Source organism: Mangrovactinospora gilvigrisea (assembly GCF_001879105.1).
Taxonomy (GTDB): domain Bacteria; phylum Actinomycetota; class Actinomycetes; order Streptomycetales; family Streptomycetaceae; genus Mangrovactinospora; species Mangrovactinospora gilvigrisea.
Genome location: NZ_MLCF01000025.1, coordinates 1 through 20,615, shown reverse-complemented (window position 1 = coordinate 20,615; position 20,615 = coordinate 1). Strand labels below are relative to the sequence as shown.

Below are 20,615 nucleotides of genomic sequence, written 5' to 3'. Positions count from 1 at the left end.
CCGATATTCGGGGCCCCCGTTCCCCGCCCGGAGAAGTTAGGTTAGCCTTTCCTTCGCTCGACGCGCTCGACCCGCTCGACCCGCTCGCCGCGGACGACGAAGGAGACCCCGCTTGCCCAGGACCGCGCCGCGGCTCGCCGCGCTGCTCGTCGCGGCGCTGGCACTGCTGGCCGTCACGGCCGCGCTCTCCATAGCCGTCGGCACCAAGGGCATCGGCCCGGCCGGCATCTGGCACGCCCTCGCCCACCCCACCGGCACCTACGACGACACGGTGGTCCGCAGGCTGCGGCTGCCGCGCACCGCGCTGGGCCTCGCCGCCGGCGCCTCGCTCGGCCTCGCCGGGGCGCTGATGCAGGGGCTGACCCGCAACCCGCTCGCCGACCCCGGCATCCTCGGCGTCAACGCCGGCGCCTCGCTCGGGGCCGTCGCCGCCATCTCCTTGCTCGGCGTCCAATCCCCGTCCGGCTTCGTCTGGTTCGCGCTCGCCGGCGCCGCCGCCGCGACCGCGGTCGTCTATCTGCTCGGCGCCGGACGCTCCGGCCGGGGCGCCGCCGCCACCCCGGTCCGCCTGGCGCTCGCCGGCACCGCCGTGCAGGCCGCCCTGCTCGGCGTCAACCAGGCCTTCCAGATCCTCGACTCGGCCGCGCTGGACAAGATGCGGTTCTGGGTGGTCGGCGCGCTCACCGTCGACAACGGCATGCATGTGCTCGCCGAGACCGGGCCGCTGATGCTGCTCGGCGCGCTGATCGCGCTCGGCCTCGCCCGTCCGCTCAACGCCGTCGCGCTCGGCGAGGACAGCGCCCGCGCGCTCGGCGCCCGGCCCGGACGCACCCGCGCGCTCGCCGTGCTCGCCATCACCCTGCTGTGCGGGGCGGCCACCGCCGCCTGCGGGCCGATCGGCTTCCTGGGGCTGATGATCCCGCACGCCGCGCGCGCCCTCACCGGGCCCGACCAGCGCTGGATCCTGCCGTTCTCGATGGTGCTGGCGCCGGTGCTGCTGCTCGGCTCGGACGTGCTCGCCCGGGTCGCCGCCGGCTCCGACTCCGAGCTCCAGGTGGGCGTCGTCACCGCGGTGCTCGGCGGGCTCGCCTTCGTCCTGCTGGTCCGGAGCCGAAGGATGGCGGAGCTGTGAGCATCACCTCGGGCACCGGGAAGCCGCTGCGCGCCGGGCGGTTCAGCCTGCTGGTGCGGCCGCGCACGGTGGTCGTCTGCACGGCACTGCTGCTCGCCGCGGCGGCCGTCGGGGTGGTGGCGCTCGGCACCGGCGAGTACCGGCTGACGCCCGGCCAGGTCCTGGCCACCCTCGCCGGCGGCGGGCCGCCCGGCGCCTCCTTCGTCGTCACCGAGCTGCGGCTGCCGCGGATCGCCACCGGGCTGCTGGTCGGCGCGGCCTTCGCGGCCTCCGGCGGGATCTTCCAGTCGCTCGCCCGCAACCCGCTGGCCAGCCCGGACATCATCGGCTTCACCGCCGGCTCGGCCGGCGGCGCGCTGCTGGTGATCGTGGTGCTGGGCGGCGGCGCGGTCGGCGTCCCGCTCGGCGCGGTGCTCGGCGGGGTGGTGGCGGCCCTCCTGGTGCACGGCCTCGCCCGGCGCGGAGTGGGCGGCGCCGGCGGACGGCTGGTGCTCACCGGGATCGGCGTCACCGCCGTGCTCGGCGCCCTCAACAGCTATCTGCTCACCCGGGCCAGCTTCGCCGAGGCCCAGCAGGCGCTGCTCTGGCTCACCGGCAGCCTCGACGGCCGCGGCTGGTCCAACGCCCTGCCGGTGGCGGCCGTCCTCGTCGCGGTGCTGCCCGCGGTGGTGCTGACGTCCCGTCGGATGGCGCTCGCCGAGATGGGCGAGGACGCCGCGGTGGCGCTGGGCGTCAACACCGCGCGGACCCGGCTGTGGCTGTCGGCCGCGGGCGTGCTGCTCGCCGCGGTGGCCACCTCGGCGGCCGGGCCGATCCCGTTCGTGGCGCTCGCCGCGCCGCAGCTGGCCCGCCGCCTCACCCGCTCCCCCGAGCCGGGCATCGGCACCGCTGCCGCGATGGGCGCGGCGCTCACCGCCGGCGCCGACTGGCTCGCCGACGGCCGGGTGCTGCCCGGCACCCCGCTGCCGGTCGGCGTCCTCACCGCCGCGCTGGGCGGCGGCTACCTGCTGTGGCTGCTCGTCAGGGAGCGCCGGGCTGGCCGGACATGAGCACTCACCCCTGGAAGGACCTGCTGTGACGCAACCGCGCCTCCGTGCCGAGCACGCCGAGCTCCGCTACGACGACCGGGTCATCGCCGCGGACCTCGACGTGGCGATCCCGGACGGCGGGTTCACCGCCGTCATCGGGCCCAACGGCTGCGGCAAGTCGACGCTGCTGCGCGCCCTGGCCAGGCTGCTGAAGCCGCAGCGTGGGCAGGTGCTGCTGGACGGGCGGGCCATCCACGCCCGCCCCGCCAAGGAGGTGGCCCGGACGCTGGGGCTGCTGCCGCAGTCGTCCACCGCCCCGGCCGGGATCACCGTCGCCGGGCTGGTGGCCCGCGGCCGCTTCCCGCACCAGGGGCTCTTCCGGCAGTGGTCGGAGGAGGACGAGCGGGTGGTCGCCGAGTCGCTCGCCGCGACCCGCACGGCGGACCTCGCGGACCGGCCGGTGGACGAGCTGTCGGGCGGTCAGCGGCAGCGCGTCTGGCTGGCGATGGCGCTCGCCCAGCGCACCCCGCTGCTGCTGCTGGACGAGCCGACCACCTACCTGGACATCGCGCACCAGATCGACGTGCTGGAGCTGTGCGCGGAGCTGCACGGCGCGCAGGGCCGCACCCTGGTCGCCGTCCTGCACGACCTCAACCACGCGGCCCGCTACGCCACCCATCTGATCGCGATGCGCGAGGGCGCGGTGGTGGCGGAGGGCGCACCGGCGGAGGTCGTGACGGAACAGCTGGTGGAGGAGGTCTTCGGGCTCCCCTGCCGGGTCATCGACGACCCCGAGACGGGCACCCCGCTGGTGGTGCCGCGCAGGGGCGCGGGGCAGCGGTCGCCGTGCGGCTCCGCCGCGTGAGCGCGGGTGAGGACCGCCGACCCGCCGCCCGGCAGGCGTCCCCGCACCCCGCGTCCCCGCACCCCGCGGCGCAGCGCCGCGCGGCTCCCTACCGGTGCCCGCCCGCGTCCCGGAGGATCTCCGCGATCGCCGTGTACCCGCGGTTCTCCGCATGCGCCAGCGGCGTCACGCCCTCGCGGTCGGCGAGGTTCACCTGCGCGCCGTGCGCGATCTCGGTGCGGACGATGTCCTGCCACGGCTCCGTCCCCCTGCCGAGGATGACGGCCTCCAGCAGCCCCGTCCAGCCCAGGTCGTTGACGTGGTCGACGTTGATCTCGGTCTCCTCCAGGACCGCCTTCACATAGGCGGCGTGGCCCCGCTCGGAGGCCGGGATCACCGAGATGCCGCCGAACCGGTTGCGGATCGTCAGGTCCGGCTTCGCCGGCAGCAGCGCGCGCATCGCGTCCACGCTGCCGGTGACGCCGGTGACCAGCCACGGGGTGTCGTGCCGGTCGTCCAGCGCGTCGGCGTCCGCGCCGGCCTCCACCAGGGCGCGGATCGCCGGGACGTGATCGTTCGTCACGGCGAGCAGCAGCGGGGTGCGGCGGCGCGCGTCGCGGGTCTCGGTGTCGGCGCCGGCCGCGAGCGCGGCGCGCACCGCGTCGGTGTCGCCGTCGCGGGCGGCGGACAGCAGGTGCTGGTCGGCACGGGGGTCGGCGGACATGCGGGGGCTCTCCTTCGCGGGGGGACGGGGGTGCCGGCTGCTGGTCGCGGAGCTCGCGGCCCGGGACGGGGACGGGGACGGACCGGGGTCCGCCTTGGGGACTTGCGCCGCGCAGCCCGCCGCCAGCGCGCCGGCGAGCAGCGCGGCGGTGGCGGCGGGCCCCACCCTAATCAGCCGCGAGCGGCGAGCGCTCAGCGCAGGTCCTTGGCGATCGCGTCGGCGCCGGCCTTGGCGATCTGCTCGTCGATGGCGCCCTGCGGGGCGCCGCCGACGCCGATGCCGGCGATCGGCGCGTTGTCGTGCGCGACCGGCACGCCGCCGGCGACGAAGAGGGTGTTCGGGATGTCGCGCACGGACGGGCCGCTGCCCTGCGCGTTCGCGTTGAGCTTGGAGGTGGGCTGGCCCCAGCCGACCGCGGTGTAGGCCTTGCGGGTCGCGGAGTCCTGGGTCTGCGGGCCGGCGCCGTCGCCGCGGACCAGCAGCTGGGTCTTGCCGGCGCGGTCCACGATGGCGACGGTGACGTGCTGGTTGAGCTGGTCGGCCTTGTTCAGCGCGGCGGTGGCGGCCTTCATCGCGGCCGCCTCGGTGAGCTGCTCGGCCGGGCGGACGGCGGCGACGCGGCCGCTGTTGCCGGCCGCGGCCGCGGTGGCGGCGGTGCCGTCGTCGGCGGCGAAGGCCGCCCCGCCGACCGTGGCGGCGACGACGGCGCCGAGGCCGACGGCCCCGCCGAGGACGGCCTTGCTGCGGGTGGAGATGCGGTGCTTCGCGGACATGGAGTGCTCCTCGGGGTGGGGGTGGGGTGGGGGTGGGGTCCGGCCGGTGCGGCCGGGCTGACGTGCTGACGTGATCCACCTTCGCCGCGGCACCCCCGCCGGCGGATCGCAGAGCCGGTCGATCCGCGCTCAACCGTTTGATGGAGCCGGCCGCCCCGGCCGCCCCGTAGGCTCGGCAGCATGCGCCGCAATCCGGACATCCCGCCCAGGGGACGGCTCGCGGGAGCGCCCGCCGATCCCGCCGCGGACTCCCCCGCGGGCCGCCTCCGCCCCGCCATGCACGCGGCGTTCTTCCTCCTGCTGGCCGCCTCCGCCTCCCGCTACGTCGCCCGGCACGGCACCGGCGAGGCCGACGGCCCGCTGGTCCTCGGCCTCACCCTGGGCCTCGCCGCGCTCTACGCCGTCGGCGTCGCCGCCTGGGAGCCGCTGCGGCACGCCGGCCGGGCCGGGCGGATCGTCTGGCTGGTCGCCGTGATCGCCGCCTGGGTGGTGCTGGTGCTGATCGCCCCCGCCTACGCCTGGTGCGCCATCCCGCTCGGCTTCGTCTGCCTGGAGGTGCTGCCCGTCGCCGCGATCCCGGCGGCGGCCGGGGTGCTGGTCGCCGCCGTGATCGCCGGTCAGGTGCGGATCGCCGACCCGGTGGAGCCGTCCCTCTTCCTGGGCCCGCTGGCGTTCGCCGCGATGACCGTCGCGGTCGTGCTGGAGCTGCGCCGGCGCGGCGCCGCCGAGGCGGAGGCCCGGCACCGGGCCGGCGCGGCGGCCGAGCGGGAGCGGCTCTCCCGGGAGATCCACGACACCCTGGCGCAGAACCTCACCAGCGTGCAGCTGCTGCTCACCGCCGCCGACCGGGCCTGGCCGCTGCCGGGGGACGAGGGCCCGGCCCGCACCCACGTCCGGATGGCCGAGGCGACGGTCGGCGACGGGCTCGCCGAGGCGCGCCGCTTCGTCCGCGCGCTGGCGCCGCCGCGCGACCTGGAGTCCGGCTCGCTGCCGGACGCGCTGCGCCGGCTGGCCGCGCGGGTCTCGGCCGAGGCCGGCCTCGACGCCCGGGTGCAGGTGGACGGGGAGCCGCGGCCGCTGCCGTCCGCCGTCGAGGGGGCGCTGCTGCGCACCGCGCAGGGCGCGCTGGCCAACGTCCGGGACCATGCGGCGGCCCGCACGGCGGTGCTGACGCTGGGTTACCACCCGGACCGGGTGACGCTGGACGTGCGGGACGACGGCGTCGGCTTCGACGGCCCGCCGTCGGCGGCGGCCGGGCCGGGTCGCGGGCACGGGCTGCCGGGGCTGCGCGCCCGGCTCGCCGAGGTGGACGGAGAGCTGATCGTGGAGAGCGCGTCGGGCGAGGGCACCGCGGTGGCGGCGGTGGTGCCGCTGTGAGCGCGGCCGCGGACGCCACGCCGCCGGAGGCCCTGCGGGTGCTGGTGGTCGACGACCATGTGGTGGTGCGGGCCGGGCTCGCCGCGCTGCTCGCCGGGGAGGACGGCCTGGAGGTGGCGGGCGAGGCCGCGGGCGCCGAGGAGGCGGTGGCGGCGGCCCGCCGGCTGCGTCCCGATGTGGTGCTGATGGACCTTCAGCTCGCGGACGGCGGGGACGGCATCGCCGCCGCCGAGCGGATCCTCTCCGGGCCGGGCGGCAACGGTCCGGGCGGGGACGGGCCCGCGCCGGCGGTGCTCATGCTGACCACCTACGACGCGGACGCCGACGTGCTGCGCGCGGTTGAGGCGGGCGCCTCGGGCTATCTGCTCAAGGCCTGCCCGCCGGAGGAGCTGTTCGCCGCGGTGCGGGCCGCGGCGCGCGGCGAGTCGGCGATGTCGCCGCAGGTGGCGGCGCGGATGATGGGCCGGCTGATGCGCCGCCCCGAGCAGGGGCTGAGCGTCCGGGAGCGGGAGGTGCTGCAGGCCCTGGCCCGCGGGCTCTCCAACCGGGAGATCGCCAAGGAGCTCTTCGTCTCGGAGGCGACGGTCAAGACGCATCTGGTGAACATCTACGCCAAGCTCGGCGTCGACTCCCGGACGGCGGCCGTGGCGGCGGCGGTGGAGCGGCGGCTGATCCGGCTGGGATGACGGCGGTCGGATCTGGTCCGGTCCCGTACGCTGGGCAGACACCACGATCGATCCCGATCACGGCGAGGCCGGAAGGGGCGTACCAGGACATGTCGGAGCGCAAGCCCATCGAAGCGTGGCTCACCGATATGGACGGCGTGCTCGTCCAGGAGGGCGTTCCGATCCCCGGCGCCGCGGAGTTCCTGGGCAAGCTGAAGTCCTCCGGCAAGCCGTTCCTCGTGCTCACCAACAACTCCATCTACACGGCCCGCGACCTCAAGGCCCGGCTGATGCGGATGGGGCTGGACGTGCCCGTCGAGTCGATCTGGACGTCGGCGCTGGCCACCGCCCAGTTCGTGGACGACCAGCGGCCCGGCGGATCCGCGTTCGTCATCGGCGAGGCCGGTCTGACGACCGCGCTGCACGACGTCGGCTACATCATGACGGACGTCGACCCGGACTTCGTGATCCTGGGCGAGACCCGCGAGTACTCCTTCCAGGCGCTGACCAAGGCCATCCGCCTGATCGGGAACGGGGCGCGGTTCCTCGCCACCAACCCCGACGAGACCGGCCCCTCCGCGGAGGGCCCGCTCCCGGCGACCGGCTCCGTGGCGGCGCTGATCAAGGCGGCCACCGGCAAGGAGCCGTACTTCGTCGGCAAGCCCAACCCGCTGATGATGCGCACCGGGCTCAACCGGATCGGCGCCCACTCCGAGGTCGCGGCGATGATCGGCGACCGGATGGACACCGATGTGCTGGCCGGCCTGGAGGCCGGGATGGAGACCTTCCTCGTCCTCTCCGGGCTCACCCGGCAGGCCGACGTGGACAAGTACCCGTTCCGCCCGACGCACACCCGGGCGTCCATCGCCGAGCTCGTCGACCTGGTCTGACGGCTACTCCTCGGACTTCGCCCAGCCGGACATCGCGGCGCGGTCGTCGAACCGCGCGACATCGGTGTCCAGCGGGCGGTCGGTGTACTGGTGGATCAGCCAGCTGGCCTTGATCCGGGGGTGGCCCGGCTCGGCGTCGTAGTCGGCGATCCACAGGCCGTCGGCCTTGTAGCCGGTGGTGTCGATGTTCAGCCAGAAGTCGCGGTTGCAGTAGAGCAGCACCCGGTGGTGCGGGCGCAGCCGCTTCACCTCCTTGAGGAAGGCGTCCTTCTCGTGGTGGCTGGCGTGCGTGCCCTCGTTGGTGTTCTCCCAGTCGCAGGCGAGCAGATCGCCCTCGATGCTGTCGCACTCGGTGACGAAGTAGCGGGCCTGGGCGGCGATGTCGCCCGGCCACAGCAGGTGGTAGAAGCCGACGACCAGCCCGCGGGCGCGGGCGTGCGCGGCCTGCTCGGACTGGCGCGAGTTCGTCCAGGTGCGGCCCTCGGTCGCCTTGACCAGGGCGAAGCTCATCCCGTCGGTGGTGAACTCGGTCGGCTGGTAGGCGGAGACATCAACGCCTTTGATCACGGTCATCGCCCCGTCGGGTCGGCTCGGCGCCGGCGCACCGGCATTCGCTCTTGCATTCGCAGCATGACAGACCACGGTGGCCGCGCCGAGCCCCTCTGATGAACCGTCACTCCAACGTGTGAGCGGTCCGGGCGGGAATGTCGGGAGGTCGGAAGGGCGGGGGCGTCAGCTGCCCGTCGCGTTCTGCCACTTGGCGATGTAGCTCTGCAGGTTGGTGGAGACGTCGTTCCAGTCGACGGAGAAGACCTCGACGCCGGCCATGGTCCTCTTCAGATCGTCGGCGACCTTGCCGGTGGGCTTCACGTCCGCGCGCGCCGGGAAGCCGCCGCCGACCGTGGTCGCCTCCTGCTGGGCCTGCTTGGTGAGCATGAAGTCCAGCAGCTTCTTGGCGTTGGCCGAGTGCGGCGCGTTCTTGACCACGCCCGCGGCGTACGGGTCGGCGAACGTGGTCGGCCTGCCGTCGGCGCCCTTCGGGAACCAGATGCCGAGGTTCTTGTCCTCGCCGGTCGACTGGGCGTAGCTCATCTGCAGGTCGCCGTTGGCGACCAGGATCTCGCCCTTGTCGACCTTGGCGGCCAGCTTGCCGGTGGAGGAGGACGGGCCGACGTTGTTCTTCTGCAGCTGCGTGAAGTAGGCCAGCGCCTTGGCCTCGCCCATGTCGTGCATGGCCTTGATCAGCACGCCGGTGCCGTCGCCGGCCACGCCCGGGGTGGAGTACTGCAGCTTGTTCCTGTACCGGCCGCCGAGCAGCTCCTGCCAGGTCGTCGGCGCCGTCTTCACCTGCTGCTTGTTGTAGACGAAGCAGAGGTAGTTGTTGACGATCGTGTACCACTCGCCCTTGGGGTCCTTCAGGGCGTCGCCGGCTATCGCGTCGGCGCCGGCCGGCTTGTAGGGCGTCAGCAGGCCCTTGGACTCGGCCTGCTGGATGAACGGCGGGAGGGTGACGAGCAGGTCGGCCTGGGTGTTGGTCTTCTCGCGCACGGCGCGCTGCACGACCTCGCCGGAGCCGCCCTCCACGTAGTCGACCTTGATGCCGGTCTTCTTGGTGAAGTCCGCGAAGACCTTGTCGTACCAGCCGTTGTTGTTGTCGCCCTTGAGGCCGTCCGCGCTGTAGACGGTGACCGTCTTGGCGTGGGAGGAGGTGTTGGACGCACCGCTGCCGCAGCCGGCGGCGGCGAGGGCGAGGGCGGAGCAGGCGGCGGCCGCGGCGAGGGCGCGCCGGGCGCGGGGCGAGGAGGCGTCGATGGCCATGGTGGGGGTTCCCTAGAGGTGTGGAGGGGGTGCGGGGGTGAAGGGTAGTCAGCGGTGGTCGGCGCGGGTGCGGATGCGGCCGACCGCGAGGAGGACGGCGAGCGTCGCGGCCATCAGCAGCACGGCGAGCGCGGCGCCGGAGAAGAGGCTGCCGCGGTCGGTGAGCGCGAAGATGCGGATGGGCAGCGGCGTCCAGGAGGGCGGGTAGAGCATCATCGTGGCGCTCAGCTCGCCCATGGAGAGGGCGAAGCAGAGCCCGGCGGCGGCGGTCAGCGAGGGCAGCAGCAGCGGCAGCCGGATGCGCAGCAGGACGCGCAGCGGCGTCGCCCCGAGCCCGGCGGCGGCCTGGGCGAAGGCCGGGTCGAGGCGGGTGGCCGCGGCCCGGACGGACTGGTAGGCGAAGGCCGTCACCAGCACGGTGTGCGCGGCGATGACGATCGCGGGGGTGCCGTTGAGCAGCAGCGGCGGCTTGGAGAAGGCGACCAGCAGCCCGAGGCCGACGACCACCGAGGGGACGGCGACGGGCAGCACGAACGCGCCGTCCAGCACACGCCGCAGGCCGCGCCCGGCGGCGTCGGCGGCGAGCGCCGCCCAGGTGCCGACGGTGAGCGCGATCAGGCTCGCCGCGACGGCGGTGATCAGGCTGGTCAGCAGCGCGTGCAGGGAGTCGCCGGAGGTGGCGGCGGCGTAGTTGCCGAGCGTCGGGTGCGAGGGCAGCGCGCCGCTCCACGCCCCCGCGAAGGAGGCGACCACGATGACGGCGAACGGCAGCGCGAAGACCGGCACGAAGGCGACGAGGAAGAGCAGGTGGATGACGCGGCGGGCGGTACGGCTAGGCACCAGCACGGCGGCCTCCCCCGAGGGCGGTGGCGCGGGAGGTGAGGACCCGGTAGAGGGCGTAGAGGGCCACCGAGACGGCCGTGTTGACCACCGCGATGACACAGGCGCCGGGGTAGTCCGACTCCAGCATCGCCTTGCTGTAGATCAGCACGGGCAGGGTGGTGACGCCCTTCGCCCCGATGAACAGCACGATGCCGAACTCGTTGAGGCACAGCACCAGGACCAGCGCGCCGCCGGCGGCGAGCGCGGGCCAGGCCTCGGGGAGGATCACCCGGCGGATGATGCGCAGCGGCCCGGCGCCGAGCCCGGCGGCGGCCTCCAGGAGGGCGGTGTCCGTCCGGGAGAAGGCGGCGAGCAGCGGGCGCATCACGAACGGGGTGAAGTAGGTGACCTCGGCGAGCAGCACGGACCACCGGGTGGTGAGGAAGGCCCCGGCGTGGATGATCCCGGTGGTGCCGTAGATGAAGAGCAGCGCGAGGGTGATGAGGAAGGAGGGGAAGGAGAGGAAGACGTCCACCAGGCGGGCTGCGAGGCGCCCGCCGGGGAACGGCACGAACGCGATGACGAGGGAGAGGGCGAGGCCGAGGACGAGGCAGCCGAGGGTGGCGCCGACGGCGATCCACAGCGTGTTGCCGAGGGCGGCGGTGAACGCGGTGGAGGTGAGGATGCGGCCGTAGTCCGCGAGGCTGCGGCCTCCGGCGTCGGGGCTGACGGACTGCCAGGCGACCAGCGCGAGCGGGTAGAGGAAGAACACGGCGAGCGCGGCGAGGGGCGGGAGCGCCCACAGCCACGTGGGTGCGGTGCGGGGTCTGCCGACCCTCCGCCCCGGCACCCCACCCGGCCGCCGCGCGGTCGTGGTGGTGCCGGGTTGCGTCAACTCAGCCACGGCGTCCGCTCCCGAGCAGCACCGCGTCCTCCGCGGCGACGCTGAGGCGGACGGTCTCGCCCGGAGCCGGCGGAGCCTTCAGCTCGGGCGCGTCCACCGTCACCGCGTGGCCCGCCACGTCCACCGTCAACCGGTGCACCGCGCCGCGCCATTGGACCTCCACGACCGTGCCCGGCAGGCCCGCGTCCCCGGCGAGCCGCAGCAGGTGCGGGCGCACGCACACCAGCGCCCGCTCCCCCGCCGCGACGCCGCCGCCCGTCACCGCGAGCGGCTCCGCGGACGCGTCCACCCCGTCCGGCCCGACCAGCGCGGCGGCCAGCGTCCCGGCCCGAGGGCCGTCGCCGACGATCCGCACCGGCAGCAGGTTGGCCCCGCCGAGGAACCGCGCGACGAACTCGTCCCGGGGCGCCCGGTACAGCTCCTCCGCGGTGCCGCAGTCCACCAGCTTCGCGTCCCGCATCACGCCGATCCGGTCGGCGAGGGTGAGCGCCTCGATCTGGTCGTGCGTCACATAGAGGATGGTCAGCTCGGGCAGCTCGCGGTGGAGCCGGGCCAGTTCGGCGAGCATCCCGGTGCGCAGCTGCGCGTCGAGCGCGGAGAGCGGCTCGTCCAGCAGCAGCACCCGCGGCCGGATGGCCAGCGCGCGGGCGATGGCGACGCGCTGCTGCTGGCCGCCGGAGAGCTCGCGGGGGTGGCGGCGGGCGTAGTCGGCCATGCCGACCTTGCCGAGCGCGTCCGCCACCCGGGCCGGGATCTCCGCGCGCGGCACGCGCTGCGCCTGGAGCCCGAAGGCGACGTTCTGGTCGACGCGCATGTGCGGGAAGAGCGCGTAGCTCTGCACCACCATGCCGATGCCGCGGCGGTGCGGGGGCAGTTCGGTGATGTCGCGGCCGGCCAGGTGGATGCGGCCGCGCTCGGGCTCGACGAAGCCGGCGACGCTGCGCAGCGCGGTGGTCTTGCCGGAGCCGGACGGGCCCAGCAGCGCCATCACCTCGCCGGGGCGGACGTCCAGGGTGAGGCCGTCCAGGACGGTGGTCCCGTGGTAGGAGACGGTGACGTCCTCGAAGCGGATCCCGGCCGGCTGCTCCGCGGCGGCCGCCTCCACCGCGCTGTCGGCGAGCGCCGTCACGGCCGCTCACCGCCCAGCAGCAGCGCCGGCAGCTCGCGGACGCTGCCCAGCACCTGGGTGGCGCCGGCGGCCCGCAGCGTCTCGGCGTCGTGGGCGCCGGTGAGCACCCCGGCGACGGTGCCGGCTCCGGCGCGGCGGCCGCTCTCCATGTCGCCGGCGGTGTCGCCGACGGCGGCGACCGCGCGGACGTCGTCCGCGGCGAGCCGCAGCGCTGCGGTGAGGACCAGGTCGGGGTGCGGGCGGCCGCGGCCGGCATCCGCCGGGCACAGCGTCAGATCGACGGCGCCGGCCCAGCCGAGTGCGGCGAGCAGCGTGTCCTGGGTGGTGCGGGAGAAGCCGGTGGCGAGCGCCACCCGCACCCCGGCGGCGCGCAGTTCGGCGATCGCGTCGGCGGCGCCGGGGACGGGGGCGACGGCGCCGGCCGCGATGCGTGCGGCGTAGGCGTCCTCGAAGGCGGCGTTGGCGGCGTGCGCGCGGTCCTCGTCGCCGAGCAGCGACCGGAAGACGGTGATCTTGCTCTGGCCCATGGTCTCCCGGACGTAGCCGAGCATCCGGTCCAGTTCGGCGGGGTCCTCGATGCCGAGGCGGCCGACCGCGGTGCGGAAGGCGTCCTCCACGGCGCCGTCGTCGGCGACGGTGGTGCCGGCCATGTCCAGGACGGCGACCTGGGCGGCGGGGTTCTGGCGGTCGGTCATGGTGCTCACAGCCCCATCTCGTCGAGGGTGGTTTCGCCGATGGAGGGGGAGCAGCTCATGCCGCGCCCGCCGGGGCCGGTGACCAGCCAGGTGCGGTCGTCGACGCGGCGGCGCTGCACCACGGGCCGGGGGTCGAGGCCCTGGGCGTAGACGCCGGCCCAGCGGCGGCGCACCGGCGGCAGGGGCCGTCCGAGGAGAGCCTCGGCGACCTCGGTGAGGTGGGCGTAGGGCGCCTCGTCGAGGTCGAAGTCGAAGGGCTCGTCGTAGGCGTGGGTGTCGCCGATGGTCAGGCCGCCGTCGGCGCGCTGCACGATCAGCGTCTGCATGCCCCAGGACGCGGCGGTGGGGTGCTGCGGCTGCTCGGCGTTGAGGGCGTCGGTCCAGGGGCCGGCGTAGCCGGGGTAGAACCGGAAGGTGTCGGTGTCGGCGACGGCGGTGCCGAAGTCCTCGCCGAGCGGCTCGGTCTGCATCATCTGCAGGCGGACTCGGCGCACCGGCAGGTCGGGGGCGAGGTCGCGGACGAGGCCGCCGAGCCAGGCGCCGGTGCAGAGCACCGCGGCGTCGGCGTGGTGGCGCTCGCCGCGGTCGTCGCGCAGGGTGCCGCCGGCGGCCTCGACGACCTCGCGGCCGCCGAGGAAGGTGTAGCGGCCGGAGCCGGCGAGGTGCTCCTGGACGGCGCGGACGGCCCTGCGGGGCTCGACGACGGCGTCGCGCTCGGCGAAGAGGGCGGCGCGCAACGCGCCGCGCAGCGCGGGGTTGCGGGTGCGGGCCTCGTCCGCGTCGAGGAGCGCGAAGCCGCGGTCGGCGGCGTCGTGCCGACCGACCAGGGCCTTCGCGACGGCCAGTTCGGCGTCGGTGCGGACGGGGACGAGCGAGCCGCAGGGGCGGAAGCCGACACCGGGGACGGCGGCGCCGATCTCCTCCCACAGCTCCCGGCCGCGGCGGGCGGCGGCCAGCTCCTCGCCCTCGGCGCGGCAGCCGACCTGGACGAAGCCGAAGTTGCGGACGGAGGCGCCGCGGGCCTGCGGCTCGCGCTCCAGATGGACGACCTCGTGCCCGCGGGCGACGGCGTGCCAGGCGTGCATCGTTCCTAGGGCACCGGCCCCGACCACTGCGATTCTCATGCCGAACACGCTCGGGTCCGGCGGTGAGCGGTTCGTGTCGGGAAGCTGTCCGGAAGGCGAACGCGGGAACAAAGGGTCTACACCCGTTACCGTCCCGTTATCAACGGGGCTGCTGCTCCTCGGGGTTGAGGTCCACCGAGAAGCTGAACCGGTCGCCGCGGAAGAGCTGGCGGCAGCGCTCCACCGGCACCCCGTGCTGGTCGGAGGTCACCCGGTTGAGGAGCAGCATCGGCAGCGCCGGGGAGATCCCGACGAGCAGCGCCTCGCGCGGGGTGGCCAGCACCGTCTCGATCCGCTCGGTGCCGCGGGTCAGATGGATGCCGTGCCGCTCCCGCATGAAGCCGTAGAACGAGGAGTCCGGCTCGAACTCCTCCTCCAGCCGCGGGAAGCGCTCCCCCGGCAGGAACGTGGTCTCCAGACCGACCCGCTCCTCGTCGGCGTAGAGCACCCGCTCCATCCGCAGCAGCGGGGCGCCAGGCTCCAGGGCCAGGTCGGAGGCCAACTCGGGGCTGGCGGTGGTCCGTTCGAAGCCGATCAGCCGGCGGCCGGGGCGCAGGCCCTGGCGGCGCATCCCCTCGGTGTAGGAGCCGAGCGAGAGCGGCTGCTCCAGCTTGGGGCCGGCCACCACGGTGCCGCGCCCCTGGCGGCGCAGCCGTCCCTCCAGCACCAGTTCGCGCAGCGCCTGGCGGACGGTCTCCCGGCTGACGCCGTGCGAGGCGGCGAGCTCGCGCTCGGTGGGCAGCAGCCCGCCGACGCCGAGCGTCTCGATCAGCTCCAGCAGCCGCATCTTGACCGCGTAGTACTTCGGCACCCGACCATGGGACGGCACACCGTCCGCCACCGGCCCAATCGCTTCGCTCGCGTTCACGCGACCGAGGGTAACCGGCGCAGGTCCCGAAGCGTCCCGCCGGACGGCTCAGGGGACGGCCCGCGGCCCGACGTCGCGGTGCAGCGCCACCCGCTCCTCCAGCTCGCGCACCGCGGGCAGCCGCCGCCACGGCTCCAGCCGGCGCAGCAGCCGTCCCAGACTGCCCACGATCCGCGCGGAGTTGTTGATCCCGGCCAGCCGCGCTATCTCGCCGAGCACCCCGCAGGCCTGCTCCACCTCGCCCTGCCCGAGCAGCGACTCGGCGTGGAAGCCCAGCGTCATGGCGTGGTCGTGGAGGTTGGAGCGGTCGATGAGGCGCAGCGCGCTGCTGGCCGCGTCCCAGGCGTCCACCGGCTGGTCGAGCTGGAGGGCGACCTCGGCCTCGGTGCCCCAGTAGAAGGACTCGTCGTAGAAGTACCACCAGCCGGCGACCGGCTGCGACGGCACCGCGCCCGCGCCCGTGCCCGTCCCGGGCGGCGCGCCGGGTGCGGCGGCGGCCGTCAGCCGGCGGGCGTCGGCGAGGTGGGCGCGCTCGGCGTCCAGCGCGGCGCGCGCCTTGGCCTCGTCGCCGATCGCGGCGTGCATCCGGGCCGCCACATCGGCGGCGTACGCGCGGGCGTGCGGGCTGCTGGTGCGCGCCGCCCAGTGCTGGGCGGCCTCCGCCTGGTCGGCGCCGAGCCGGGGGCGGCCCCGGGAGAGCGACAACTGGGCGCCGGTGCACAGCACATAGGAGACCAGCTCGTCGTTGCCGGCGTCGTGCGCGGCCTCCCGGGCGTCGTCGTAGTAGTGCACGGCGGCGGGCTGGTCGCCCAGGTCGTACATCAGCCAGCCGATCAGCTGGGTGACGTCCGCGTACACCGAGAGCGCGCGGGGGCGCAGATGGGGCGGCGCCTCGCGGACCATCGAGGCGAGCACGGTGCGCTGGCCGAGCGCCGCCTGCAGCGCGGAGCGCGGGCCCAGCAGGTCGCTCTGCCGGCGGAAGTTGCGCAGCACCTGCTCGGTGTGGGCGAGGGTGGCCGGGTCGAGGCGGGCGGGGCGCAGCCGGGAGGGCACCGGCAGGACGGCGGGCCGGCTCGGGCGGCGCCGCTCGTCGGGGTCGGGCCCCTCGAACGTGGGGGCGGCGGCGGCCACCGCGAAGGCGTTGCTGAGCCGGAAGAGCAGCGCCCGGCGGTCGGCGGTGGGGTCGACGCGCTGCGCCTCGGCGACCACCGCGCGGGTCAGCTCGCGGAAGTCGACGCCGCGCAGCCGGCGGGCCCAGCCGACGAGTTCGGGCCCGTCCGAGCGGAGCAGCGCGGCGACCGGGGAGGGCTCGGGGCGCTCGGCGCCACCGCCCCGGGGCGCGCCCGGCGCCGGCTGCTGCGGGACCTGCGCAGGGCCCGCCGCCGCCGACCCGGCGCCGCGCGACTCCGAGCGGTCCCGCCCGCCGTAGTCGGAGGCGTCGGCGAGCAGATCGGCGACCGCGCACTCGTAGAGCTGCGCCAGCCGGTCCAGCACGTCCAGCGAGGGCGCGTGCCCGGTGGGGCTGGGCCACATCTCCCAGTAGGAGAAGTTCTTGAACGTCTTCGGGTCGTCGGGCCAGTTGGACGTCCACTGCTCGGCGGCCTGCCGCTGGCTCCAGCCGTGCGCCTGGCGGAACGCCACCCGCGCGTTGACGCGGAAGCGGCGGCGGAACTCCTCGGCGATCTCCACCCAGGTGCGCCCGCGGGCCCGCATCTCCGCGGTGAGCAGCAGCTGGGCCTGCTTCAGGCTGCGCGGTCGGCCGGCCACACCGCACCCCCCTGCCTTCGCACCCGCGGACTGGGAACGTTCCGTGCTCAGGAGGCTACCCACTGCGGCCGGGGCTGCGGTGCCGCTCGGGGAAATCACTCCCCGGCCGCCGGGGAGTTTCTGCGAACCGAGGACAGATCGCCACCCCTGCGGCGAGCCTGAGAATCGGACGCATGGTCCAAAGGCAACCCTTGCGAGGGGTTGCAGGGGGCGGACCCGCGACCGGGCGACACCCGAAGCGGATTCCTCCCCACCGGACGGGGTTGTCGCGCCTTCGCGCATGCCGAAGGGTAGCCCTCACCTCCTCCGCGCGTACCACACGCACCACCGGACGGTAGACGGACCCAGAGAGGCAGGCAGCAGCCCCCATGTCGTTCTTCGCTCCCCGGAGCCGGCCCGCAGCGCGTCGCAGGACGCGGAGACCGGCCGCCGCGGAGAGGTGCACGACCGGATGCGCGACGGCCGTCCCCGCGGAGGAGGCCGCCGTCGCCGCGCCCGGCTCCGAACCGCCCGCCGTGACGCGCTGGTTCGCGCGGGCGGTCACCAGCGAGGGCGCCGCCCCGCTGTGGTGGGCCCCCTACACCGAGCCGACGCCGATGCGCTGCGTCCGCCTCGGGGAGTACTTCGACGCCCTGGTCGTCCCGACGCCGGTGGCGCTGCGCGCGCTGGAGACGCTGCGGGCCGGCGGCCGCCGCCCGGGGGACGGCGAGGAGCCCGGCCCGGTCGCGGACTGCGCGGCCGGCAAGGCCTACTTCCTGGTCGCGGCGGACGGCGCGGGGGCGCCCGCCGCGGACGGGCTCGACGAGTGCGAGGGCGAGGGCGGCGCCCCGCCGCGCCGGCTCTCCACCAACGCCCTGCTGTGGCTGCCCTCGTCGCGCTCCTTCCGCGAGGAGCCGGTGTGGTGGCTGGAGCCGCCCCGCCTCACCGCGCCCTCGCGCGGCGCGGAGGTCAGGCTCTGGGACGCGGCCGCGCTGCTGCCGCTGCTGCGGAAGGCCTTCCACGAGGTGGCGGCCGCGGTCTGACAGGACCTAGTGGACCCCGACGCCGCACCAGACGAAGACGGTGTCCGGGGCCGGCGCGTCGCTCGCCGCCGGCCGCCAGTCCGTCACCATCGCCACGCCCGGCTCCACCAGCTCGCACCCCGCGAAGAGCCGCTCCACCTCGGCCCGCCCGCGCAGCGTCAGCGGCGAGGCCGAGTTGCGGTAGAGGTCCTCGATGCGGCGCGCCTGCTCCGAGGTGAGCCCGTCCTCGGTGGCGTGCGAGATCGCGAACGCGCTGCCCGGCGGCAGCGCGTCGCGGAACTCCGCGACGATGCCCCAGGGGTCCTCCTCGTCGGTGATGCAGTGCAGCACCGCCACCATCAGCACGCCCACCGGCTCCCCGGCGGCCACCGCCTCCTTCAGGAAGGGGTGGTCGAGGACAGCCCGCGGCGAGCGGAAGTCGGCCTGCACCACCGTCGCCGTCCCGGAGCCGCGCAGCAGCGCCCGGCTGTGCGCCACCGCCACCGGGTCGTGGTCGACGTAGAGCACCCGCGCCTCCGGCGCGCACTCCGCCAGCACCTCGTGGACGTTGCCCGCCGTCGGGATTCCCGTCCCCAGGTCGACGAAGCGCCGCAGCCCGCGCTCGACGGCCAGGTGGCGCACCGCGCGCTGCAGGAACGCCCGGTTGGCGCGGGCGTTGAGGGCGCTGCTCGGCTCGACCGCCAGCACCTGCTCGCCGACCTCACGGTCGACGGCGAAGTTGTGCCGGCCGCCCAGGTACCAGTCGTAGCAGCGGGCGATGCTGGGGCGGGAGGTGTCCACGCCCTCGGGGACCCAGTCCTGCTCGGAGCCCTGCTTCTGCGTCGTCATCGCGCCTCCCGGTCACCGGCGATGAGCGGATCCTAAGCGGGTTTGGCGAAGTAGGGTGCGCTTTCCGCGTCGTTCGGTGCGTGCAGCTGCAAGGCGCCCGAGCTCGTTCGTCGTGGTTCCTACGTGCGTGCTTGGGCAACGCCGCAGATGTGCGTGCCGGGCGGCGCGGGGAGTGTGCCCTGCTTCGCCAAGCCCGTTCAGTCCGCGCGGCGCCAACGGGCCGTGCTCACCGCGAGATTGACGACGGCGTTGACCGCCAGCGCCGGCACCCCGGCGTTGCACCCCCACAGCGGATCGTTGCCGCTCAGCACCAGCGCCAGCATCACCGCGGTGCCCGCGGCGAGCCCGGCGACCGCCCCGGCCCGCGTCATCCCCCGCCACAGCAGCCCGCCCAGCACCACCGGCAGCAGCTGCGCCATGCCCTCGTAGCTGACCACCGAGAGCCGGACGAGGGTGTTGGGCGAGGTGTAGGTGAGCAGCAGCGCCGCCGCCCCAGCGATCACCACCACCAGCTGGGAGAGGCCCTTCTGGCGGTCTGCCAGCCGCGGGCTGGCGCCCAGCACGCTGCGCCCCCACATGGTGCCGATCACCAGCATGAAGACGCCCATCGGGACGATCGACGACAGCGCGGCCGCCACCCCGGTGAGCCCCACCAGCCAGGCCGGCAGGGCGTCCACCACCATCCGGAAGAGCGCCAGGTTGGAGTCCTTGAGGTTCGGCACCACGAAGGCCGCGGCCATCCCCAGCAGCAGCGGGATGAAGAGCAGCACCTGGTAGAAGGGCAGGTAGATGGCGTTGCGGCGGAGCGCGCCGGCGTTCTTCGCGCCCAGGTAGCCGGCCACCGTGGTGGGGAAGACGGTGATGGTGAACGCGGAGAGCAGCGTCGTGGAGGCGAACCACCCCATGCCGAGGCCCGGCGAGTCGTGGCCGGGCAGCGTCAGCCACTCCGGCTTCTCCGCGACCATCCGGTGCAGCAGATGGGGATAGCCCAGCCCGCCGGAGCCGAAGAAGTGCACCGGGATCCACACCGCGACGGTGAGCAGCGTCAGGATCACCAGGACGTCCTTGAGCAGCGACACCCAGGCGCTGCCGCGCAGCCCGCTGACGACGACGAACGCGGTGGTGACGAGGAAGGCCACGGCGTAGCCCCAGTCGAGGCTCACCCTGCCGTAGCTGATGGTGGAGACCACCACGCCCATGCCGGTCAACTGCAGTTGGATGTAGGGCAGCAGGAAGACGGTGGCGAAGACGGCGACCGCCGCGCCGAGCACCGGGGTGCGGAACCGGTGCGCCACCATGTCGGAGATGGTGACGCAGTCGTGGTCGCGCGCGTACCGCCACAGCAGCGGCCCGACCAGGTAGCCGACGGCGTACCCGCAGCCCAGGTAGGCGACGACGTAGAGGACGGGGACGCCGTAGCCGTAGCCCCAGCCGGCGGCGCCGAGGTAGCTGAAGCTGGTGTAGCTCTCCCCGGCCATCAGCACCCACACCAGGGCCGTCCCGAGGCTCCGCCCGCCGACGGACCAGTCGGTCAGCGAGCGGGAGGCGGACCGGCGCAGCGCGAGGACGCCGAGTCCGACGGTCACCAGCATGAAGAACGCGAAGATGCCCAGCGCGATGGCGGCGTCACTCACTGCGCGTCCCCCTCCCGGTCCCGCTTGAAGCGGGGATCGCCGAGGGCGGCGAGGGCGATCGTCACGGGGGTGAGGACGGTGGCCAGCAGCATCCAGAAGAGGAAGAACGGCAGGCCCAGGACGATCGGATGCACCCGGTTGACGAACGGCAGGGCCCCCACGTACAGCACAAACGGCCCCACCAGCCAGACCACTGACACCCTCTCACGCAATCTCCGCAACATCCCCGCAGTATCCCCCGCCGCAGACTGGCCGCGGACATGTCACCGCCCCCGGGTGGGGTGCCGGGGAGGGTGCCGGGGCGGGGGGGGCGGCAACAGCGAGGACAGCGGACCGGACAGGTCAACGCGGCGCGGTGGTGCCCCGCACCACCAGCTCCGTCGCGAGTTCGACCCGCAGCGAGTCGAACTCGCCCGTCTCGACCCGCCGCAGCAGCATCCGCATCGCCATCCCCGCCATCTCCGCCACCGGCTGCCGCACCGTCGTCAGACCCGGCTCCGGCTCGATCCAGCGCGCCGCGGGAACGTCGTCGAAACCCACCACCGACACCGCCCCCGGCACCGCCACCCCC

22 protein-coding genes are annotated in these 20,615 nt (G+C 74.9%); 7 read left to right on the top strand and 15 right to left on the bottom strand.

The features are described from left to right. Nucleotides 1-112 precede the first annotated feature (112 nt). From BIV57_RS06445 to BIV57_RS06435, 3 genes are read left to right on the top strand one after another with little or no spacing between them, the layout of a single operon-like run. Nucleotides 113-1,132 carry a FecCD family ABC transporter permease gene (locus BIV57_RS06445; protein WP_071655682.1) on the top strand — a complete coding sequence of 340 codons (1,020 nt, stop codon included), beginning with the start codon at nucleotides 113-115 and terminating at the stop codon, nucleotides 1,130-1,132. Beyond that, nucleotides 1,129-2,181, top strand: a complete 1,053-nt coding sequence (locus BIV57_RS06440) for a FecCD family ABC transporter permease (protein ID WP_071655681.1) — start codon at nucleotides 1,129-1,131, stop codon at nucleotides 2,179-2,181. The genes BIV57_RS06445 and BIV57_RS06440 overlap by 4 nt, the downstream gene beginning before the upstream one ends. A gap of 25 nt (nucleotides 2,182-2,206) precedes the next feature. Then, complete coding sequence (locus BIV57_RS06435) at nucleotides 2,207-3,025, top strand: ABC transporter ATP-binding protein (protein ID WP_107409483.1); 819 nt, start codon at nucleotides 2,207-2,209, stop codon at nucleotides 3,023-3,025. Nucleotides 3,026-3,113: 88 nt separating this feature from the next. Here the strand turns inward: BIV57_RS06435 and BIV57_RS06430 are convergent, their stop codons facing one another. Together BIV57_RS06430 and BIV57_RS06425 are read right to left on the bottom strand one after the other, a co-directional pair. Continuing rightward, entirely contained in the window at nucleotides 3,114-3,728 is a 615-nt protein-coding gene (locus BIV57_RS06430; RefSeq protein WP_071655752.1) for an ankyrin repeat domain-containing protein, read from the bottom strand. Between the two features lie 191 nt (nucleotides 3,729-3,919). After that, nucleotides 3,920-4,501: a GlcG/HbpS family heme-binding protein gene (locus BIV57_RS06425; RefSeq protein ID WP_071655679.1), complete on the bottom strand. Its 582-nt coding sequence runs from the start codon at nucleotides 4,499-4,501 to the stop codon at nucleotides 3,920-3,922. Nucleotides 4,502-4,681: 180 nt separating this feature from the next. Here BIV57_RS06425 and BIV57_RS06420 point away from each other — a divergent pair, with 180 nt between their 5' ends. The 3 genes from BIV57_RS06420 to BIV57_RS06410 all read left to right on the top strand — a co-directional run bounded on the left by BIV57_RS06420 (nucleotide 4,682) and on the right by BIV57_RS06410 (nucleotide 7,433). After that, a complete protein-coding gene (locus BIV57_RS06420) occupies nucleotides 4,682-5,878 on the top strand; it encodes a sensor histidine kinase (RefSeq protein WP_079170065.1) in 1,197 nt (398 codons plus the stop codon). Next, complete coding sequence (locus BIV57_RS06415; RefSeq protein ID WP_272868241.1) at nucleotides 5,875-6,564, top strand: response regulator; 690 nt, start codon at nucleotides 5,875-5,877, stop codon at nucleotides 6,562-6,564. The genes BIV57_RS06420 and BIV57_RS06415 overlap by 4 nt, the downstream gene beginning before the upstream one ends. 89 nt (nucleotides 6,565-6,653) lie before the next feature. After that, complete coding sequence (locus BIV57_RS06410) at nucleotides 6,654-7,433, top strand: HAD-IIA family hydrolase (protein WP_071655678.1); 780 nt, start codon at nucleotides 6,654-6,656, stop codon at nucleotides 7,431-7,433. A 3-nt stretch (nucleotides 7,434-7,436) separates the two neighbouring features. On the opposite strand, the gene BIV57_RS06405 is transcribed toward BIV57_RS06410, so the two are convergent. From BIV57_RS06405 to BIV57_RS06365, 9 genes are all read right to left on the bottom strand, one after another. Beyond that, on the bottom strand, nucleotides 7,437-8,000 hold the full coding sequence (locus BIV57_RS06405; protein WP_071655749.1) for a GH25 family lysozyme: 564 nt from the start codon (nucleotides 7,998-8,000) through the stop codon (nucleotides 7,437-7,439). 165 nt (nucleotides 8,001-8,165) lie between these two features. Then, a complete protein-coding gene (locus BIV57_RS06400) occupies nucleotides 8,166-9,251 on the bottom strand; it encodes a 2-aminoethylphosphonate ABC transporter substrate-binding protein (RefSeq protein ID WP_071655677.1) in 1,086 nt (361 codons plus the stop codon). A gap of 48 nt (nucleotides 9,252-9,299) precedes the next feature. Then, a complete protein-coding gene (locus BIV57_RS06395) occupies nucleotides 9,300-10,097 on the bottom strand; it encodes an ABC transporter permease (RefSeq protein ID WP_071655676.1) in 798 nt (265 codons plus the stop codon). After that, nucleotides 10,084-10,977: a 2-aminoethylphosphonate ABC transporter permease subunit gene (locus BIV57_RS06390; RefSeq protein WP_419185689.1), complete on the bottom strand. Its 894-nt coding sequence runs from the start codon at nucleotides 10,975-10,977 to the stop codon at nucleotides 10,084-10,086. The genes BIV57_RS06395 and BIV57_RS06390 overlap by 14 nt, the downstream gene beginning before the upstream one ends. Next, nucleotides 10,970-12,106, bottom strand: coding sequence for an ABC transporter ATP-binding protein (locus BIV57_RS06385; RefSeq protein ID WP_079170063.1), 1,137 nt, complete (start codon nucleotides 12,104-12,106; stop codon nucleotides 10,970-10,972). Before BIV57_RS06385 ends, BIV57_RS06390 begins: the two co-directional genes overlap by 8 nt. Then, nucleotides 12,103-12,801: a phosphonatase-like hydrolase gene (locus tag BIV57_RS06380; RefSeq protein ID WP_071655746.1), complete on the bottom strand. Its 699-nt coding sequence runs from the start codon at nucleotides 12,799-12,801 to the stop codon at nucleotides 12,103-12,105. Before BIV57_RS06380 ends, BIV57_RS06385 begins: the two co-directional genes overlap by 4 nt. A gap of 5 nt (nucleotides 12,802-12,806) precedes the next feature. After that, nucleotides 12,807-13,925 (bottom strand): TIGR03364 family FAD-dependent oxidoreductase, encoded by a 1,119-nt coding sequence (locus tag BIV57_RS06375; RefSeq protein WP_071655745.1) that lies wholly within the window; start codon nucleotides 13,923-13,925, stop codon nucleotides 12,807-12,809. Between the two features lie 100 nt (nucleotides 13,926-14,025). Further along, nucleotides 14,026-14,793 carry a GntR family transcriptional regulator gene (locus tag BIV57_RS06370; protein WP_071655675.1) on the bottom strand — a complete coding sequence of 256 codons (768 nt, stop codon included), beginning with the start codon at nucleotides 14,791-14,793 and terminating at the stop codon, nucleotides 14,026-14,028. Between the two features lie 48 nt (nucleotides 14,794-14,841). After that, nucleotides 14,842-16,560 carry an NsdA family TPR-like regulatory protein gene (locus BIV57_RS06365; protein ID WP_071655674.1) on the bottom strand — a complete coding sequence of 573 codons (1,719 nt, stop codon included), beginning with the start codon at nucleotides 16,558-16,560 and terminating at the stop codon, nucleotides 14,842-14,844. Nucleotides 16,561-17,075: 515 nt separating this feature from the next. Here BIV57_RS06365 and BIV57_RS06360 point away from each other — a divergent pair. Next, nucleotides 17,076-17,582, top strand: a complete 507-nt coding sequence (locus tag BIV57_RS06360; protein ID WP_071655673.1) for a hypothetical protein — start codon at nucleotides 17,076-17,078, stop codon at nucleotides 17,580-17,582. A gap of 6 nt (nucleotides 17,583-17,588) precedes the next feature. On the opposite strand, the gene BIV57_RS06355 is transcribed toward BIV57_RS06360, so the two are convergent. The 4 genes from BIV57_RS06355 to BIV57_RS06340 all read right to left on the bottom strand — a co-directional run. Continuing rightward, nucleotides 17,589-18,410, bottom strand: a complete 822-nt coding sequence (locus BIV57_RS06355) for an SAM-dependent methyltransferase (RefSeq protein ID WP_071655672.1) — start codon at nucleotides 18,408-18,410, stop codon at nucleotides 17,589-17,591. Nucleotides 18,411-18,607: 197 nt separating this feature from the next. Then, nucleotides 18,608-20,002, bottom strand: coding sequence for a sodium:solute symporter family protein (locus BIV57_RS06350; RefSeq protein WP_245797460.1), 1,395 nt, complete (start codon nucleotides 20,000-20,002; stop codon nucleotides 18,608-18,610). Between the two features lie 38 nt (nucleotides 20,003-20,040). Then, complete coding sequence (locus BIV57_RS06345; protein WP_336445510.1) at nucleotides 20,041-20,244, bottom strand: DUF3311 domain-containing protein; 204 nt, start codon at nucleotides 20,242-20,244, stop codon at nucleotides 20,041-20,043. Nucleotides 20,245-20,386: 142 nt separating this feature from the next. Further along, nucleotides 20,387-20,615: substrate-binding domain-containing protein (locus BIV57_RS06340; protein WP_175548679.1), on the bottom strand; the 229-nt coding region annotated here is incomplete at its 5' end.